The 17,260-nt window shown below is 61.2% G+C and carries 12 protein-coding genes and 2 pseudogenes; 8 read left to right on the forward strand and 6 right to left on the reverse strand.

Annotated elements, in window-relative coordinates; genetic code table 11:
* Positions 1-4: 4 nt before the first annotated feature.
* The 3 genes and pseudogenes from AC04SF_RS11905 to AC04SF_RS11915 form a co-directional block, all read right to left on the reverse strand.
* On the reverse strand, positions 5-1,186 hold the full coding sequence (locus AC04SF_RS11905) for a carbohydrate kinase family protein (protein WP_488477936.1): 1,182 nt from the start codon (positions 1,184-1,186) through the stop codon (positions 5-7).
* A 358-nt stretch (positions 1,187-1,544) separates the two neighbouring features.
* A complete protein-coding gene (locus AC04SF_RS11910; RefSeq protein ID WP_488477937.1) occupies positions 1,545-2,330 on the reverse strand; it encodes a hypothetical protein in 786 nt (261 codons plus the stop codon).
* Between the two features lie 350 nt (positions 2,331-2,680).
* Positions 2,681-2,845: pseudogene (locus tag AC04SF_RS11915) on the reverse strand (JAB domain-containing protein); the annotation flags it as partial.
* A 553-nt stretch (positions 2,846-3,398) separates the two neighbouring features.
* Here AC04SF_RS11915 and AC04SF_RS11920 point away from each other — a divergent pair.
* The 7 genes from AC04SF_RS11920 (at position 3,399) to AC04SF_RS11950 (ending at position 12,076) form a co-directional block, all read left to right on the forward strand.
* Positions 3,399-6,290 (forward strand): ATP-binding protein, encoded by a 2,892-nt coding sequence (locus AC04SF_RS11920; RefSeq protein ID WP_488477938.1) that lies wholly within the window; start codon positions 3,399-3,401, stop codon positions 6,288-6,290.
* Positions 6,291-6,368: 78 nt separating this feature from the next.
* Positions 6,369-6,776, forward strand: a complete 408-nt coding sequence (locus AC04SF_RS11925; protein WP_488477939.1) for a nuclear transport factor 2 family protein — start codon at positions 6,369-6,371, stop codon at positions 6,774-6,776.
* A gap of 400 nt (positions 6,777-7,176) precedes the next feature.
* Positions 7,177-8,037, forward strand: coding sequence for an alpha/beta fold hydrolase (locus AC04SF_RS11930; RefSeq protein WP_488477940.1), 861 nt, complete (start codon positions 7,177-7,179; stop codon positions 8,035-8,037).
* Between the two features lie 86 nt (positions 8,038-8,123).
* Entirely contained in the window at positions 8,124-9,752 is a 1,629-nt protein-coding gene (locus tag AC04SF_RS11935) for a GMC family oxidoreductase (RefSeq protein ID WP_488477941.1), read from the forward strand.
* 30 nt (positions 9,753-9,782) lie between these two features.
* Positions 9,783-10,607, forward strand: coding sequence for an alpha/beta fold hydrolase (locus AC04SF_RS11940; protein WP_488477942.1), 825 nt, complete (start codon positions 9,783-9,785; stop codon positions 10,605-10,607).
* A 92-nt stretch (positions 10,608-10,699) separates the two neighbouring features.
* Positions 10,700-11,200 carry a DUF302 domain-containing protein gene (locus AC04SF_RS11945; protein WP_488477943.1) on the forward strand — a complete coding sequence of 167 codons (501 nt, stop codon included), beginning with the start codon at positions 10,700-10,702 and terminating at the stop codon, positions 11,198-11,200.
* A 96-nt stretch (positions 11,201-11,296) separates the two neighbouring features.
* The gene (locus AC04SF_RS11950; RefSeq protein ID WP_488477944.1) at positions 11,297-12,076 is read left to right on the forward strand and encodes an alpha/beta hydrolase; all 780 of its coding nucleotides are present in this window, start codon (positions 11,297-11,299) and stop codon (positions 12,074-12,076) included.
* Between the two features lie 325 nt (positions 12,077-12,401).
* Here AC04SF_RS11950 and AC04SF_RS11955 read toward each other — a convergent pair whose 3' ends face one another.
* The 3 genes and pseudogenes from AC04SF_RS11955 to AC04SF_RS11965 all read right to left on the reverse strand — a co-directional run bounded on the left by AC04SF_RS11955 (position 12,402) and on the right by AC04SF_RS11965 (position 15,133).
* Positions 12,402-12,815 carry an oxidoreductase C-terminal domain-containing protein gene (locus AC04SF_RS11955; RefSeq protein ID WP_488477945.1) on the reverse strand — a complete coding sequence of 138 codons (414 nt, stop codon included), beginning with the start codon at positions 12,813-12,815 and terminating at the stop codon, positions 12,402-12,404.
* Positions 12,799-13,056, reverse strand: a pseudogene (locus AC04SF_RS11960) (mandelate racemase); the annotation flags it as partial. The pseudogene AC04SF_RS11960 and the gene AC04SF_RS11955, both read right to left, overlap by 17 nt.
* Before the next feature lie 1,615 nt (positions 13,057-14,671).
* Positions 14,672-15,133: a cupin domain-containing protein gene (locus AC04SF_RS11965; protein ID WP_488477946.1), complete on the reverse strand. Its 462-nt coding sequence runs from the start codon at positions 15,131-15,133 to the stop codon at positions 14,672-14,674.
* Positions 15,134-15,259: 126 nt separating this feature from the next.
* Here AC04SF_RS11965 and AC04SF_RS11970 point away from each other — a divergent pair, with 126 nt between their 5' ends.
* Positions 15,260-16,813, forward strand: coding sequence for a winged helix-turn-helix domain-containing tetratricopeptide repeat protein (locus AC04SF_RS11970; protein WP_488477947.1), 1,554 nt, complete (start codon positions 15,260-15,262; stop codon positions 16,811-16,813).
* The last annotated feature ends 447 nt before the right edge of the window (positions 16,814-17,260 follow it).

Genomic DNA, 17,260 nt, shown 5'->3' on the forward strand with positions numbered 1-17,260 from the left:
TGATTTAAATTGCCATCACAGTGTCATTCGCCAAGGCGGTCGCCTTCAGGGTGGCAAAATCCGCGATGTAGCCCTGCGCGCCTTCGACCGTTGTCGTCAGGCTTGCGCCGATCGCGGCATAACGGGCGGCGGCATCCAGCGACGCGCCATGCAGCCACAGGCTCAGGAAGATGCCGGCGAAGCTGTCGCCTGCGCCGGTGGCATCGACGCGGTTGACCGGAAGCGCCGGCACCTCGATCTGTGGGCCGCCGCCAGCCGGGAAGACGACCGCGCCAAACTCGCCAAGGGTGAGCACGACGGTTCCGCGCGGCTTGATGCGTGACAGCATCAGCCGCACCTCTTCGATCATGCTCGCCATCCCGGTGCGAAAGCCGAAAATCCCCCGCATCATCACGTCGTTGATGAAGGTCAGGTCGATCTGCCTGACCATCTGCGCGAAGGTTTCCGGCGTGCGAGCGCTTTTGGGCAAGCCGGCCGAATGCAGGCTCACTTTCCAGCCTGCCTGATGAAAGCGCGCGATGGAGGCGGTCATCGTCTCATAATGAAAGCCTTCGATATGCAGGCAGGCCGGGCGCTGCTCGGGCTGGATGTCCAGATTGGCGGTCAGGTCGACCTCGCCAAGCTCGAACGGTTCGCTGATGATGGTGCGGCTGCCGTTGCGCTCGATGATGACGATCGCCTGCGAAAGCCGGTTGTTGGGCGTGCTGCGAATCGGCAAGGCGTGGACACCCAGTTTGGCGAGCTCGCCCAAGGCCCAGTCGCTCTCGGCGTCCCTGCCGACCGCCGTCGCCAGTTCCACGTCAAGCGCGTAGGGCGCGCCAACGCCGGCCGCGGCAACCGCGAGATTGGCGGCGGGCCCGCCCAACGCCTTTTCGATATGGCTGGCGGTGATGCGGTCGTCGCGATGCGGCAGCACGTCGACGCGGCACAGGAAGTCGACGCTGACGCGGCCGGCGACCAGAAGCCTTGGCAGGTGATCGAGGTTTTTTGGCCTGCGGGGCGCGCGGCCGGGCAGGGACCGGGCAAAGGAACTCGGCCGATACATCAGCGCGGCGACCGCCTTCTCGATGCGCTCGCGTGTGTCTTCCCTGAGGCCGGCGGTGCCATTGATGAAGTTCGACACCGTGCCGATGGAGACACCGGCGGTCCGTGCGACATCCGCTATGGTAGGGCGCTTGCGTTGCAATTGCCTGGTTCCGATTGAAGCGTTTCAAACGGTAGCAGTGGAAACGCGGCGCCTCAACGAAACTGTTTTCCAAAAAACTGGAGATCGCACCTGTTCATTGGAAGATTGATCCAATCAGGCTGGGATGACTGGATTGCTCTTTCCAGGATTGAACGATTTTCAAATTTCCATATTTCGTTCGAACCGCAACGCGGGATCGGACGCTGATCTCAGCGCCTTCCTGCAACTCAGCGAGTAGCTGTTGCCCCGAAATGGCCGTGGGGCATTTTTCTGCTACGGCCAGAAACAGCTATGCCGCCGGGCGGACCCGACGGCATTGTCTCGGATAAATCAGGATACTGCAGTTTTTCTCGACGCCTTAAGGTGTCGTCTCCGCTTCGATCTTGGTGGCCATCTGGTCGATCTTGCCGGCAAGGACGCCCTCGGCCCAGGCCGTGACGTCGGCGTCGACGGGCTTGTTGGCCATGTCAGCCAGCGCGGCATCGAGCGATGCCGGATCGGTCCCGACGGTCGCCGCCGTAGCCGCCGCCGCCGCCTCGTCGGCCGCTGCGTTATCGGCGTCGACAACAGCCTGCTGAGCAGTGATCTGGTCTTGCACAGCCTGGATCTGCTCAGGCGTAGCGGTCGGATCCGCCTGCAGCGCGGTGAGCTGCGCATTCAGGGCATCCAACTGGGTTTGGGCGGCCGCGGCTGCGGCGGCTGCCTCGTCTGCCGCGGCCTGGGCGACCTTGGCTTTCGCCGACTGCGTCACAAATGCCTGGATGGCAGCGAACTTCTTGCTCTTGGAATTCATATAGGCGTTGATGTTGCGCTGCAGCGAGTTCAGCCGGCCGAGCTTGGCATGGATGTTCTTTTCCTTGGGCACGGACGCGACCTGAGTGGTGTCGACCGTGGTGTCGGTTGTCGTGTCCGACTCCGCCTTGGACACATGTCCTGGGGCCGACGCAGACTTGCCATGCGACGCGCCGCTGTTGCCGTTGCCATTACCGCCGGCATTGCCGTTGCCGCCAGCATTGCCGCCGCCGTTGCCACCGCCGTGCCCATTGCCGCCGCCGTGCCCGTTGCCGCCGGCTCCAGCGAGCGCCGGAGACGCCAGAAGCGCCAATGCGGCAAGCGCCGCGAACAGAGTTTTTCGGTTTGTCATGGTGTCTCCTCGGGGAATCGCCGCCTCCGCCCCACCGCTAGAGCAAACGTAATATGAGAAACCCCTAATTGTACGGAGTAAACTTTAGACAAATGCGGTCGCAATGCGCGATCTCGATGATGGCTAGTGGCGTAACTATTTGATATTTCATGAAAATAAACACCACCAGGTCGCTGTGCTACTGAAGTCCCATGTCGGCCAGACCATGGTCCTAGCTGCCGCCCAGTGTCGCCGAGCGATTGGTCAGAAACGCGCTGGAATGTGGGAAGTCGATGACGAAAGCCTTGTCGGATGCGTGACGCGAGAAACGCTGTTGCTTTCCTGTCGGCAAAGGCGAATTGGTCGACGCCCTAGATCAGCAACAAACCCTTCATGCTCGCGTATCCCTTGCGCCCGATGATGATGTGGTCGTGCACGGCGATGCCCAGCCGTTTGCCCGCCTCGATGATCTCTTTCGTCATCTCGATGTCCGCGCGCGACGGCGTCGGATCGCCCGAAGGATGGTTGTGCATCAAGCTACAACTGCCATATTCGCCATATTTATCAAGCACTTGTGACCAGCTTCCGGAAGGTGGTGCCGTTAACTGGGGCAGGTGTCGAGTGACTACCTGTGATCTTTCACGTTGGCGCATGATCACATTTGCAAGGGACTCTAACGTCCCGATCAGCCACGGATTTCGAAATCTGATCTTTCAAGCCAGCGTCCGGAGCGGATGGACGGCGGGTACCATGGAACTGGCGGCCTCGGGCAGGACGCCGAACCGATCCGCGTCGAAACCGGAGCCGAACCGCTCGATATCGGCAAGCCCGGCAACGCTTAACCGTTCACCTATCATGGTAAAGGCGATTTACGCTTCACATCCGTCAGTCCTTGACGAATGATCATGGTGTCTGGGTCGCGAGGATAAGGTGCGGAAGCCAACACCCGGTCGTACGTCGTTAGGGCGGGCGCTCGAGATCGACAAAAACCGACATTTTACAAAGCGCGAATGCAAGGGTAATTCAGATGGAAACTTCGGGCCGATGGATGTGGGCCGGCACGCTTGATTGTTCTTTTGTCAGGGCTCCATGGCTTCTGGTGACGTCATCTCGTTCGGACCATACCGCCTGATCCCGGCGCAGCGCCTCCTGTTGAGGGGCGAGGAGGCGGTCGATGTCGGCAGTCGAGCGATCGATGTCCTCATCGCGCTCGCAGAGGCAGCCGGTGAGGTCGTTGGGCAGCGCCAATTGATGGCCCGAGCCTGGCCGAACGTCGTGGTCGGCGAAGGTAGCCTCAGGGTGACGATCGCGGAACTGCGTAAGGTGCTGGGCGATGGCCAGAACGGTGGCAGGTACATCGCGAACGTGACGGGGCGTGGTTATTGTTTCGTCGCACCTGTTGATCGCGCTGCAGCGCAGCCGCCGATGTCGCTTCCATCCGAGCCTCACCTGGTTCCGAAGCACAAGCTTCCGGCGCGCTTGGCGCGCATGATCGGCCGTGACGGCGCCGTCGAGGCGTTGTCGATGTTGCTTATCTCGCGGCGTTTCGTCAGCGTGGTGGGTCCGGGCGGCATGGGCAAGACAACCGTGGCCATCTCCGTCGCTCATACCCTTCTCGACGAGTTCGACGATGGTGTTTATTTCGTTGATCTCGGCGCCGTCACGGACGCTGCACTTGTTCCCTGCGCTGTGGCCGCTGTGCTGGGTGTCTTCGTACAGGCACAAGATCCTCTGCCCGGTCTCCTAGCCTTTCTGGCAGGGCGCCGGCTTCTGCTGGTCCTCGACAACTGCGAGCATGTCATCGACGCGGCGGCCTTGCTGACAGAGTATCTCCACCGCGAGGCGCCGCAGGTTCACATCCTCGCAACCAGCCGCGAGCCGTTGCGCGTGGAGGGCGAGCATATCCACCTGCTGGCGCCGCTGGATTATCCGACAGCCAGGGACGACTTGACTGCGGCCGAAGCCCTGGCTGCACCCGCGGTACAGTTGTTCATGGAGCGCGCTTTCGCCAGCGGCCACAGCTGCGAGTTGACAGACGCCGATGCGCCCACCGTGGCGGCCATCTGCAGCCGACTGGACGGCATAGCGCTTGCCATCGAACTCGCAGGCAGCCGGGTCGGCGCCTATGGGCTCCGGGGTGTCGCCGACCTTCTGAACAATCGCTTCAGACTCTATTGGCAGGGTCGCCGAAGCGCTCCGCCCCGCCACAAAACACTGGCCGCGATGCTGGACTGGAGCTTCAATCTCTTGTCCGACCGGGACCGGCGCGTGCTCGGCCGCCTTTCGAAATTCGTTGGCCTGTTCACGCTGGAGGCAGCCCAGGCCGTTGCGGCCGACGGCCAACTGGATGGAATGGAGGTTGCGGACGCGATCGCCAGCTTGGTCGACAAATCGCTGATCTGGCTCGCACCGATCGATGGCGCCGCGCACCATCGGTTGCTTGACCCGACCCTGGCGTATGCGGCCGAAAAGCTGGCACAAACTGGCGACGCAAACGCCGTCGCCAAACAACATGCCCTCTACTACGCACAATATCTTTCGAGCCGCGCAGGCAAGGGGGTTGCAATCACCATCGAAGACGTGGCGTTTGCCGGGCCGTACGTGAGCAATATTCGCGCGGCCCTGGAATGGGGCTTTTCCGGCGCCGGCGAAGCAGCGGTCGGCGTGCGGCTGGCAGCGGCAGCGGCGCCATTGTTCTTTGATCTTTCCTTGTTCGTCGAATGCCTTCGCTGGTGCGAACAGGGACTCGCTGCATTGCCCGAAGGCGACGAAGGGAGCGCGACCCACCTGACGCTGCAGGCGTTCCTGGCAGCTTCGGTGATGCTGACCCGAGGCAATGGCGACGAAGTGCGGAGAGCCATCGAGGATGCGCTGAGCTTGGCCGATGCACGGGGCGACAAAGAGTATCAAACGCACCTTCGGGCCGGCCTTTGTATCTTCCTGACCCGGATCGGCGATTTCCGGGGCGCTCTCGCTGTCGCGCAAGGCAGCATCGCAATCACCCAGTCTACCGGCTCGCCTGGCGTGATCGCCGCGGGAGAGTCGATGTTGGGTGTGGCCTACCACTTTATTGGAGACCTGATAGGCGCTCGGCGCCACTGCGAGCGCGGCTTGATAAAAGCTGAGTCTGCGGGTGGCGCGCGGGTCGCCTTCTTTGGCTACGATCATGAGATTCGCGCGCTGGTTGCGCTAGCGCGCTGCTACTGGCTGATCGGGTTTCCGGATCGTGCGGCAAAGACCGCGCGGTGGGCGATCGAAGTGGCGACCAAGCGCGATCACCCGGTCAATCTGTGTATGACTTTGATCTTTGCGGCAACCGTGTTTCTCTGGCGCGGCGACCTCGATGAGGCGGAGCAGCTTATCCGACGCCTCATTGCTCACGCTGCGCGACATTCACTTGGCCCCTACCATACGGTCGGTATGGCGCTGAGCGGCGAACTATCCGTAGCGCGCGGCAATCCGGCGGAAGGGGTGGCGCTTTTGCGGCGTGCTCTCGAAGTGCTGCAGGCAGCGAAACATCGCTCCCTGACGCCGGCCTTTCATGTGGCTCTAGCCGAAGGACTCATGAACGCGGGAGAGGTTGATGAAGCTGCGGCGGGGGTCGAAACAGGCTTGGTCCTCAGCGAGGCCTTCGGCGAAATCTTGAATGCACCCGAGTTGCTGAGAGTCCGTGGGGAGATATGGCTCCATACGACGCCCGCTGACCCCGTGGCTGCGGAGCGGGCGTTCCAACTCTCCCTGCAGCAAGCAAAGGAGCAATCGGCCATCAGCCTTGAGCTGCGGTCGGCTACCAGGCTTGCCCGACTGTGGTCCAGCCAAGGCAAATCCACGGACGCCGCTGACCTGCTGGAGACCAGCTATCGGCGGTTTGGGGAGGGGTTCCAGACAACCGACTTGGTGCTTGCAGGTCAGCTCCTGGCGGAACTCGGACGGCACGTCACTGTCATGGATATGCGAGCGGACCGGCCTGACCGGCAATAACGGCATTTAGCAACAGATAACGCGTGCTCCTCGGCCATCTCAGGCTCTATTTCGGTAGAGTCGAGGGAGGATAAATCATTGGCTGACAAGCAGCGAGATCCCGGGGCCCGGACGGACCCTGCTGATGTGATGATTGCCGGACTGCCGCCGCCTGTGGCCGCCTACATCCGAGCGGGAAATCTTTATGATCTCGACGCGCTGTTGGAGACATTCGCGGATGACGCCTTGGTCAATGATCAGCTTGTTGACTACTGGGGCAGGGAAGCGATCGCTGCTTGGGCCGCTCGTGACATCATCGGCGAGCGGTTGACGCTGAAGGTCGTCAAGGCCGTCCAGCACTATGGACATTCGATCGTCACTGCCCATGTGGACGGGTTGTTCGACAAGCGCGGGCTACCGAATCCGCTAGTCTTGGTCTTCTATTTCTCATCCTGCGGCAACAAAATCATTCAGCTCATCATTTTGCGAAATCAGTTCGGCATCTGATGAAAGCCCTGTAGCTGCTCTGAGCGTCCCTGGGGCGCGCCGCCTTGGCGCTCCAGGGATCAGGATTGTTGAGATAGGCAACCGGAAGCCCGGGCTGCCCCGGTGCAGGACAAGCAGGCGGGCCCACCATCTACGGCGCCACACTCGAGGGTGTCGATCCACGCTACGAGAGCGTCACCGCCTTCGGGATCGGACCAGTCAGGGCGCTCAAGAACGTCGCATCACAGACGCTTTAGATAGGTCCGGTTGCCCCACCCACCTACGCTCGATCATTCCAGCCACTCAGGTAACAAGGCTTTGCACCGTCTTACGCCTCCTAACATGCGATCCATTTGCCGTCGTGCCATCCCTTGCCTGCCGATCTGAACGGACGGTTTTCTCAGAGCGCCTGGAGGGTGACATGAACGAACTCACGACCGCGAACCGCGAGGTCGCAACGCTGGAGACAGCGCCCACCCGTTACGTCGAAGGCAAAGGCATCCGTTTCGCCTATCGTCAGCTCGGCCCATCGACCGGAACGCCGCTGGTTCTTCTGCAGCACTTCTCAGGCAACATTGATGCGTGGGACCCCGCCGTCGTGAACGCCCTGGCGACTGATCGTCCCGTGATCGCCTTCGACAACGCCGGCGTTGGCCGCTCGACGGGCCAAACCCCCGACAACATTGCGGACATGGCTCGCGACGCCGTCACCTTCATCGAGCTGCTCGGTTTCTCGAAAGTCGACCTGCTCGGCTATTCCCTCGGCGGTTGCGTTGCACAGCTGGTGGCGGCCGAGCACGCCCCTCTGGTCCGCAAGCTGATCCTCGTCGGCACCGCGCCGCAGGGGGGTGAAGAGCACCTGCTGGCGGTTCTCAAGGATGCCTTCTCACGAACCGAAACGCCGGATCCGCGGCTGCCGCTGTTCTTCACTCGATCGGCCGACAGCCAGGCGGCCGGCAAAGCATTTCTGAACCGTGTCTATGCCCGCAAGGAAGATCGAGACACCGACAGCGGCAGCGCCGTAACCGATCCGCAGGCCAAGGCGCTGATCACCTGGTGCGCCACGCCCGATCGCGAACATGCCATCTTGCGTGCCATCACCCACCCAGCCCTCGTGGTCAGCGGCAGCGACGACACCATGCTGCCGGCGGACAACGCCTACGCGATGTTCAAGGCTATGAGCAACGCTCAGCTGCTCCTGTATCCCGACTCCGGCCATGGTGCTCTCTTCCAACACCACGCGCTGTTCGTGAGTCACGTCCGCACCTTTCTGGACGCCTAGGCGAGAGCGCCAGCGCTTGGCCGAGCCACCACATTACCGGATCGTACGGCGCAGACGGGCGCGGAAATCCTTTTTTGGAGTGAAACATGAGCAAAACATCATCTCATGAAAGTCTCGACGCGGAGTTCGCCCGCGAGGTGGAAGAAAACCAGCTTCGACTTCGCGCATCGCTTCGAGCGACCTACGACTTCATCGTGTGTGGATCCGGCTCGTCCGGTTCGGTCGTGGCGCGGCGTCTGGCGGAAAATCCGGACGTCTCTGTGCTGCTGATAGAAGCCGGGGGGAGCGACATCGCTCCCGAGGTGGAGATGGCGGCGGCGTGGCCGCTGAATCTGGGCAGCGCGCGCGACTGGGGTTACACGGCGTTGCCCAATTCACACCTCAACGGGCGCGCCATCCCGATGAGCATGGGCAAGGTGTTGGGGGGCGGATCGAGCATCAACGTCATGCTCTGGGCTCGCGGCCACAAGAGCGACTGGGATTATTTTGCCGATCAGGCTGGCGATCCTGCCTGGAACTATGAATCGGTTCTGGGCATCTATCGCGAAATCGAAAATTGGCAGGGCACGCCAGACCCGGTCCGCCGCGGGCGGAATGGCCTCCTTTATATCACGCCCCCGATCGAGCCGAACCCCGTCGCGGCCGCGATGCTCGACGCAGCCACCGAACTTGGCATCCCTGTCTTCGACGATGTGAACGGCTCTATGATGGAAGGGCCTGGCGGCGCTTCCTACTTCAACCTGCGCATTCGCGACGGCCGGCGGCAGTCGATCTTCCGTTCCTACACCTTCCCGCTGATGAACCAGCCGAACCTGACAGTACTGCCGGGAACCTTGGTCACGCGCGTGATCATCGAACGGGGCGCGGCGATCGGCGTGGACTGCACTCTTAACGGTCGGAGCCACCGTTTCCTCGCCTCGCGTGAGGTGGTTCTGTCCCTGGGTGCCATCCAGACCCCCAAGGTATTGATGCAGTCCGGCATTGGCGACGCTGAAGCGCTGGCATCATTGGACATCCCGGTGATCCAACACCTTCCTGGAGTGGGCGCCAACTTCCAGGACCACATCATGGTCTCAAGCTGCGTCTGGGAATATCCGGAGCCGCTGCCTCCCCATGGCAACGGAGGCGAAGCCACCATTTTTGCGAAGAGCGCGCCGGAGTTGGACAGCCCCGATATCCAATTGCTTCAGATCCAATTTCCCGTCGTGACCCCCGAGCTCGCTGGGCGCTACACCATCCCGGCCGGATCCTGGGGGATCTTTCCGGCGCTGCTGCGCCCGCACAGCGTGGGGCGTCTGCGCCTGACCGGTGCCAAACCCGACGATCCGATCCAGATCGATTCACAAATCCTATCCGATCCGGCTGACCTGACCGCGTTGCGGCGGTGCGTGGAGCTTGCGCGGGAGGTTGGCAACTCCCAGGCGCTTAAGGGCTTTGTGAAGCGCGAAATCATGCCGACGGCATTCACCTCCGCCGCCATGGATGACTTTATCCGCGATGGCGTTACGACCATTTGGCACCAGAGCTGCACAGCCAAGATGGGGCAGGACGACATGTCCGTCGTGGACAGTCGCCTCAAAGTCTACGGCGTCGATCGACTCCGTGTCGCCGACGCCTCCGTGATGCCCCGCGTTCCTCTGGCTAACACCATGGCGCCCAGCGTCATCATTGGCGAGCAGGCGAGCAGGGCAATCGCCCGTCAACATCGATTTTAATCCCATCCTTCAAATCAGAGGAACCTGTCCATGAAACTCATAGCTCATTTTACGCAGGCGGCATTTGCCGCGCTCCTGGCTCTCGGCGCCATCGGCATGTTGATCATGCCAGTGGGTACAGCTTCGGCTGCCACGCTCGAATCGACGAAGCCCACCATTGTCCTGGTCCACGGTGCGCTGGCAGACTCATCCAGCTGGGGTGGTGTAGTCTCCAAGCTTCAGGCCGACGGATATACGGTCATCGCCGCTGCCAACCCGCTGCGCAGCCTCAAGAGCGACTCGGACTATGTCTCCGGCATTGTCAAAAACATCAAAGGGCCGGTGGTCATGGTCGGCCACTCCTATGGAGGCTCGATCATCACGAATGCCGCGATGAGCGCCGACAATGTCAGAGCCCTGGTCTATGTGGCGGCCTATGCTCCGGAAGCCGGCGAGAGCGCCTTCGACCTTACGGGAAAATTCCCGGGAAGCATTCTCCCGGGCGCGTTGGCCCAGCCGATTGCCGTGGCCGACGGCGCGCACGACCTCTACGTCCAACAGGACAAGTTCGGGCCTGTATTCGCCGCGGACGTTCCTGAGAAGCAGGTCAAGCTCATGGCGGCGATACAGCGTCCCGTGACGGATGCGGCACTCAAGGGAGCGTCCGACGCACCGGCGTGGAAGTCCATTCCGTCCTGGTTCGTTTATGGCAGCGCCGACAAGGTCATCCCGCCGGCTGCACATGCCTTCATGGCGCAGCGCGCGGGTGCGAAAGAAGCCCTCGTCGTGAAAGGCGCTTCCCATGTCGTGATGGTCTCTCATCCATCAGTTGTGGCCAATCTCATCGAAAAGGCCGCGGCAGCGACCGCGAAGTGAAGAGTAGCGCAGCCATGTCGAACTGCCCCTGGCCGACGCCGAACAGATCCCGGTCGGCCAGGGGGCTACCAGCAAGCCAAGAGGAGGCATCCATGATCGACAGCTTTACCGTTCAGCACTGTGAGCATGTAAGCCGGCGTTCCTTTGAGGACGTCGTCGCCGCCTTCGAGGCCGAACTCGGTGACTTCGGGGACCCCACCATCATTGCGCGCGAAGTCGCCGCGGCGACCAGCCCAGCCGACTTCGAGTCCCGCATCCGGGCCTATGAAGGTCGAAGCGGCTTCATGCGCTTCCTGACGAACGACCATGGCGCCTGGATGGCCAGGGTGGGTGAGAACGCCAAGATTCGATCTTACATCATCGGCAACCCGATGGTGGCCAAGACCATGATCACGCATGACCCGGGTGTAGGCCTGAATGTTCCGGTGAGGGTCCTGATCTTTCAGACGGCAACCGGCCAGGTGCGTTTGGCATATGATTTGCCATCGTCTCTGATGAGCCGGCTCGGCAACGATGACGTGTCCGCCGCGGCAATCATGCTGGACGCAAAGCTTCGCGCCTTGGCGGAACTCGCAAGTGGGGCGCCCGCCTGATCCGGGCGGATCGCCTTTCGATGGTGATCCCGCCGTCACTGTAATGACACCGCGGGAATTTTGCCAGGAACTCATGCAATGAAAGGAAGACAGCTCATGATCAACAGGCGTACCTTCTCGACCACGGCGGTTGCCGCCGCCGTCGCTTCGCTCATCGTTACGCGCGGAATGGCCGCGACCCCGGCCGCGCCCGTGAAGGCGCGCAACATCGTTCTCGTGCACGGTTTGTTCGCTGACGGCTCCTGCTGGTCCGAGGTGATCGCGCGACTGCAGGCGACGGGACTCAATGTCGCCGCCGTGCAGAACCCCCTCACGACGTTACCCGAAGCGGTCGCCTCCGCGCAGCGCGTGTTGGCGAGGCAGGATGGCCCGACCGTTCTGGTCGGGCATTCCTTTTCCGGGATGATTGTCACGGAAGCAGGCATGCATCCCAACGTCTCGGCGCTCGTCTATGTGGCGGCGCGGGCGCCGGACGCGGGCGAGGATTACACGGCGTTGGCCAAGACATTTCCGACACCACCCGCGTCCGCCGGCATCATCTTCGACGGTGATGAAGGGCGCTTGAGCGAGGCCGCTTTCCTGCGCGATTTCGCTGGGGACCTGCCGGAAGAGAAGGCGAAAGTGCTCTATGCGATCCAGGAACCATTCCACAAGGCGCTGCTCATCGGCAAGACCACACAGGCGGCTTGGCGCTCGAAGCCAAGTTTCTACGCCGTTTCAACGGAAGACCGGACAATCAACCCCGATCTCGAACGCTTCATGGCCAAACGCATGGGCGCGAAAACCATCGAAGTGAAGTCAAGTCACCTGTCGTTGATCTCCCACCCCGACGAGATCACGAACCTCATCCTGGAGGCCGCCGGGCAGCCTGCTTAGCGTGTGGCTGGCCGAAAAAGACAATTGCCCTGAAGCTGCCACCACGACAACGCAAGGACGAGGAACCATGAAACGTTTTGGATCCGCCACCTGAGGCTCCAATCTGCGTGACCTTGCGCCCAGTTTTTATCCAGTTTTGAGTTCATTTCCGACGCATCACGCAGCTGGTCGATGGCAACAAGGGCGTCCACATGATGCTCGACAAATCCATCCTTGAACCCAATGGCGATGCTGCTGGGGCAAAGCGGAAAATGCAACGTTGACGCCGGGGTTCACAATGCCACCAGGCGAACAGGATGCTGTCGCCGCCAGTCTCTAAGGCTATTCAGCTCGTTCTTAGAAGAGCCTTGAGCTTGATTTCTGGATCGAGCAGAACTTCGATCGAGGGTGACGCCCTGCGCTCGATAAGCCTTTCGAGTACAGCTATATCACCGGCAATTTCGTTTTGGCGGACGATGCCGGCGACCGCAGAAATACCACTATCGAGCGCGAGTTGAAACACTATCCTTTTATCGGGTGAACTCGGCCGTTGGTAAATGGTGCTGGTCATATCGAAAAGTCCTACGACTTGTAGGGTCATATTGAACTGATCCGACCAGAACCGTGGTACTTTGTTGTATTCGCGCGCTTTTCCCATCATGCACGCGGAGACATGCGCACCTTGATCCCGGGCCGTTTTCCAACTTTCAAGCCGGATGCTGGCTCCCCACCATTCAAAGCAGCAGGTTGTCGTTCTCATGGTCGATCAGCGTTTCGGGATCAGCCTCAAGGACGCGCGCGAGAAAGCGGTCGCGCATCAGCGCGCCCTGCCCATAGCGGCCATTCGAGTTGAAACCGTAGCCAACCACCGGCTTGCCGTCACGCACGACGTCGGTGATCACGGCGACGGCCGGGCAAGTCATCTTCGAGAAATCGATCTAGGCGTTGGCGATGGGGGAGGCGATCGAGACCGTCTTCTCCCTGATGTCGACGATGCGCATGCTTGGTCGATCCTTCGAGTAACCTCTACGCGCCGGCAGCGCGGCTGCGATATCGCTGGCTCAGCTTCGTGAATCGAGCCGTTTCGACTGGCTTACCAGATTTTCGAAAGTCTGATGGGGTCTCGCCCCGCTCTCAAGCCTTGACTGTCCGGCGAGCCCACCCTGGTTGGACTTGGTCCTGCTTGGCGAACTCTACCGCCGCCTCGACGAGTGGCTACATGCCGCCGGCAAGAGTGCGGGCTTTTCTGGATTTTGTTCAATGGATCGCGGCGGCATAGTGCGTGGCATTCTTGCCGCACGGCCCTGGCTGTCCGCTGGAAAAATGCTTGCCGCCTCGCATGATGGTGTTGCATATCAGTCATACGAGCCGACGGGGCGCCGCTCACGCCATGCATCGAACGGCCGATGCAATCGGCGCCTCAGCCGCTGGATATCATCGCCTGGCTGGCGGGTGATGGCGTGACGGATGATACGCGTAAAGCGGAAACTGCTCCTCGGACCATTCTGCCAGGAACGTCGTGAGCGCATGCTACAGCTTTGACGAGGGGCACATGGTCGAGCAACTCGGCGACCGCCTTCGCACGCGGGGGACATTCGCGCCCAGGCAATTGCCTCTGGTTTTGGATAGGATGTGAGCTTTCCATAAGACAACGGCGCGCCTTCATTGAAAGCCGTTGCGCCGCTGTTGCCTTGCGGCCCGCAGCAACTTGAATGAATAGGCTTTTGGGTCGATCCGGCGCTATGCGGCTCGGCAGCGTCGGAAGCGGTGGTTGAAGTCACCTGTCGCTTAACGGCAGCAAACTGATCCTCGGCGCACGACGGAAGCGGCCCCATTTCAGTCGTCGCGATCGCAGGCGGGGCGTGAAAATCCGCATTGAATTTTGGGTGCAGGGAAGGGCGCATTTCGTTCCCAAGGGCGCCCTCGCAGCGCAACTAGCTCCTTTTGCTTTCTAGCACCCGTCGCGCACCAGTTTGGCACGCGCGACAGAGAGGCTCACGCCACGCATTTCAAAGGGAATCTTGACTATAGCGTGACCCAGCATGGTCCAGCATGCCCGACGGGTATGCAGCGGGATCATTGTGCATCAACACACCAAGGACGGAATCATCAGATTTATCAAATGCTTGTGTGCCAATCTTGGCGGGCAGGGGTCGTTAACTGGGGTGTGTGCCGAGTGACCACTTATGATCGTCCACGCTTGGTAATGGTCGCATTTGCTCAGTACCCCGAGGTCCCGATCAACCACGGATTCCGAACGCTCATCTTTTCTCGCTAGCGCCACCTGGGACGGCTGAACGGCCTCCATGCTACTCCGGTGGAGACGCCTTTTCGAGCGGTAGTTTACGTGTGGGCCCGCAGACAACGAGGAGCGATTTGTCCCAGCGATCGAGCTTGCTGCTCGGGCAGAGGATTGCTTTTGTCGATTTTGAGGAACGATGGCCCGATGCGCATGCAGCGCCAGTTGCCAAGCGTCCGTTCGCTCAGCTGTCGGCGGTAGCGAGCGATGACTGCGGGGCGCCATCACCGCAGACTTTTCGTCGTGACCCGGTGCTGCCGTGCTTGGTGTCGACGATGCGCGGCGTTGCGCCATAACCCGATACCGCAAATCAAAGCCTACGCTTTTGTTGTCAGGGTCGAGAACTGGTCAGTGTCGTAACGGTCCCGCAAGTCGGCAAGCGCTTTCGGATCCGGAGAGCCGTGTGCAGCCAACTTGGCAAGTTCTTCGAAATAGTGCTCATGCCCAGGCGGAGAGACGGTCATCAGCACCCGCGCGCGCTTTTCGCTGATATTGGTGATATTGTGCGGCACCCCCGGTGGAATGAACAGGAAAGTACCTGGGGTCGCGTGGATCGTCTTGTTCCCAACATGCCACACGCATTCGCCCTCAAGCACGTAGAAGGTTTCCTCTTGCACGCGATGCACATGAAGGCCGGTGGCGAATCCGGCCGGGATCGTCCAGTCGAACATACTCGTGTGTTTCGTATCCTCGCCAGTGACGAGGAACACCATTGGATAGCCACGTAGCATGACCCCCTTGTTCTCTTCGGGCATGCGAATGACGGGAGCGACGCTCATCTGATCCTCCATCGGCTCGGTGCTACTTCCGCAAGCACGGGCGCAAGATGCGCTCCCCGTTTCGGCGAGTCGTGAAGCCGTTCCGAAATCGTTGCGAAAAATTCACAAACGGTATCTTCTTCGGCAATGCCGACAACCGTTGCATTTGGCCCATTTCGCCTCGACACCGATGCCGGAATTCTATTCCACGGCGCCGAGCCGACGCCACTCGGCCAGCGGGCGGTCGCGCTGCTCGCGCTGCTTGTGGAACAGGCGGGCGCGCCGGTTCCGAAGGAAACGCTGATCGAGGCGGCGTGGCCCAGACAGGCCATAGAGGACAGCAACCTGACGGTCCAGATTGCGGCAGTGCGGCGGCTCTTTGAGCAGTTGGCGGGCGGCGCATGCTGGATCGAAACGCTGCCGCGACGCGGCTATCGCTATGTCGGGCCGGCGGTCACAGCCGGTGGCCGTGATCCGGCAGCAGACGCCGCACCACCGGCAAAGCTGGCGTTGCCGGACAAGCCCTCGATTGCGGTTTTGCCGTTCTCAAACCTAAGCGGCGATCCGGATCAGGATTATTTCGCCGACGGGATGGTTGACGATATCATCACCGGCCTGGCGCGCATCAACTGGCTGCTCGTCATCGCGCGAAATTCGACCTTTACCTACAAGGGCCGCGTCGTGGACGTGAAACAGTTCGGTCGCGAGCTTGGCGTCCGGTATGTACTCGAAGGCAGCGTGCGGAGAGCCGGCGGCCACGTGCGCGTGACCGGCCAGATGATCGATGCATCGACCGGCGCTCATGTATGGGCCGAGCGGTATGACCGCAGCTCCGACGATATCTTCGCGCTTCAGGATGAGATCGCCATTTCGGCCGTCGGCGCAATCGCACCGAGCCTGCGGCGTGCCGAAATCGACAGGGTGAAGCGCAGGCGTCCCGATAACCTGGATGCTTATGACCTTGTGCTTCGGGCCCAGCTTGACGTTGATTCCGGAATGCCAGAGCGGGTGACGCGAGCGCTCGTGCTGCTCGAACGCGCCATCGAACTCGATCCGGCCTATGCGCTGGCGCACGGCAACGCTGCGATGTGCCACCATTGCCTCTTCCTCCGCGCCGGCATGCTGGAAGCCAACCGTGCCGCTTCAATCCGCTATGCCCGCTCCGCCATCCTCCATGGACAGGACGATGCGTCAGCATTAACTCTCGCTGGATTTTCCCTCGGCATGGATGGTCATGACCGCAGTGCTGCTTTGACTGCAATGGAAGCCGCGCTCGCGATCAGCCCGTCATCGGCGCTGACCTACATCCTCGGCAGCGTCGTCCTCGGATGGAGCGGAGAAGCAGAGCGAGCCATCGAGTGGAGCGAACGAGGCATGCGGCTAAGCCCATTTGACCCTTGGGCCTTCGCCGCTTTCGACGCACAGGCGATGAGTCATTTGCTGCGCGGCCGCTACGAGGAAGCCCGTCGCGCCGCTTACAAGTCCGTTCAGGGAAATCCCGCACACAGCATCACTTATGTGCAATTGGCCGCTGCCCTTGCCAAACTCGGCCGGTTGGAAGAAGCGAGGGCAGCTGCCGCGCGGGTGCTCGAACTGCAACCAACGTTCCGTTACAGCCGCCAGTTTGCGGGCGTGAACTGTGCTCCAGCGCTCGCGGAATGCCTTGGTGGTGCGCTGCGTGCGGCCGGGCTGTCAGAGTAGCGCGAGACGATCTCATGAATCTGTTCTCGACACGGATCTAACAGGATCCGTACGTGCTGCCAGGCGGGGCCTTGGCGGCCTGGGAGAAGGCCGCTTGCAGGTCAAACCATGTCGCGCAGGTTAAGGTCTCGAACGACAGGACGGGGCAGGACTCAGGTTCAACAATAACGGTCGTTGACTCGAAGAACCGTGCGTGAAGGAGAGCCAGTAAGACCGCATAGCCTTCGCGCCCCTGCCTCACACGTTCGGCCTTTCGCCGTCGCCAGTCGTTGCCGTTTTGATGTTGTTCAACAGCGACTTCACCAGCGCGGTCGGTGTAGCTTTGAAAACCGCACAACACGGAAAATCGATGGTGAGGAGCAACCAGATCCAAGGTTTGGAGTTTATTGGCATCCAGTGACCACCAGCCGGGCGATAACCCGTTCTGTATCGCTTTTGAGAGAGGAT

It is taken from the genome of Mesorhizobium sp. CNPSo 4671 (assembly GCF_057784245.1).

What these genes read in the sequence shown, in the direction of transcription:
- AC04SF_RS11910 (WP_488477937.1), bottom strand. Translation starts at nt 2,330, where the DNA reads ATGACAAACCGAAAAACTCTGTTCGCGGCGCTTGCCGCATTGGCGCTT.
- AC04SF_RS11920 (WP_488477938.1), top strand. Translation starts at nt 3,399, where the DNA reads ATGGCTTCTGGTGACGTCATCTCGTTCGGACCATACCGCCTGATCCCG.
- AC04SF_RS11930 (WP_488477940.1), top strand. Translation starts at nt 7,177, where the DNA reads ATGAACGAACTCACGACCGCGAACCGCGAGGTCGCAACGCTGGAGACA.
- AC04SF_RS11935 (WP_488477941.1), top strand. Translation starts at nt 8,124, where the DNA reads ATGAGCAAAACATCATCTCATGAAAGTCTCGACGCGGAGTTCGCCCGC.
- AC04SF_RS11940 (WP_488477942.1), top strand. Translation starts at nt 9,783, where the DNA reads ATGAAACTCATAGCTCATTTTACGCAGGCGGCATTTGCCGCGCTCCTG.
- AC04SF_RS11945 (WP_488477943.1), top strand. Translation starts at nt 10,700, where the DNA reads ATGATCGACAGCTTTACCGTTCAGCACTGTGAGCATGTAAGCCGGCGT.
- AC04SF_RS11950 (WP_488477944.1), top strand. Translation starts at nt 11,297, where the DNA reads ATGATCAACAGGCGTACCTTCTCGACCACGGCGGTTGCCGCCGCCGTC.
- AC04SF_RS11955 (WP_488477945.1), bottom strand. Translation starts at nt 12,815, where the DNA reads ATGAGAACGACAACCTGCTGCTTTGAATGGTGGGGAGCCAGCATCCGG.
- AC04SF_RS11965 (WP_488477946.1), bottom strand. Translation starts at nt 15,133, where the DNA reads ATGAGCGTCGCTCCCGTCATTCGCATGCCCGAAGAGAACAAGGGGGTC.
- AC04SF_RS11970 (WP_488477947.1), top strand. Translation starts at nt 15,260, where the DNA reads ATGCCGACAACCGTTGCATTTGGCCCATTTCGCCTCGACACCGATGCC.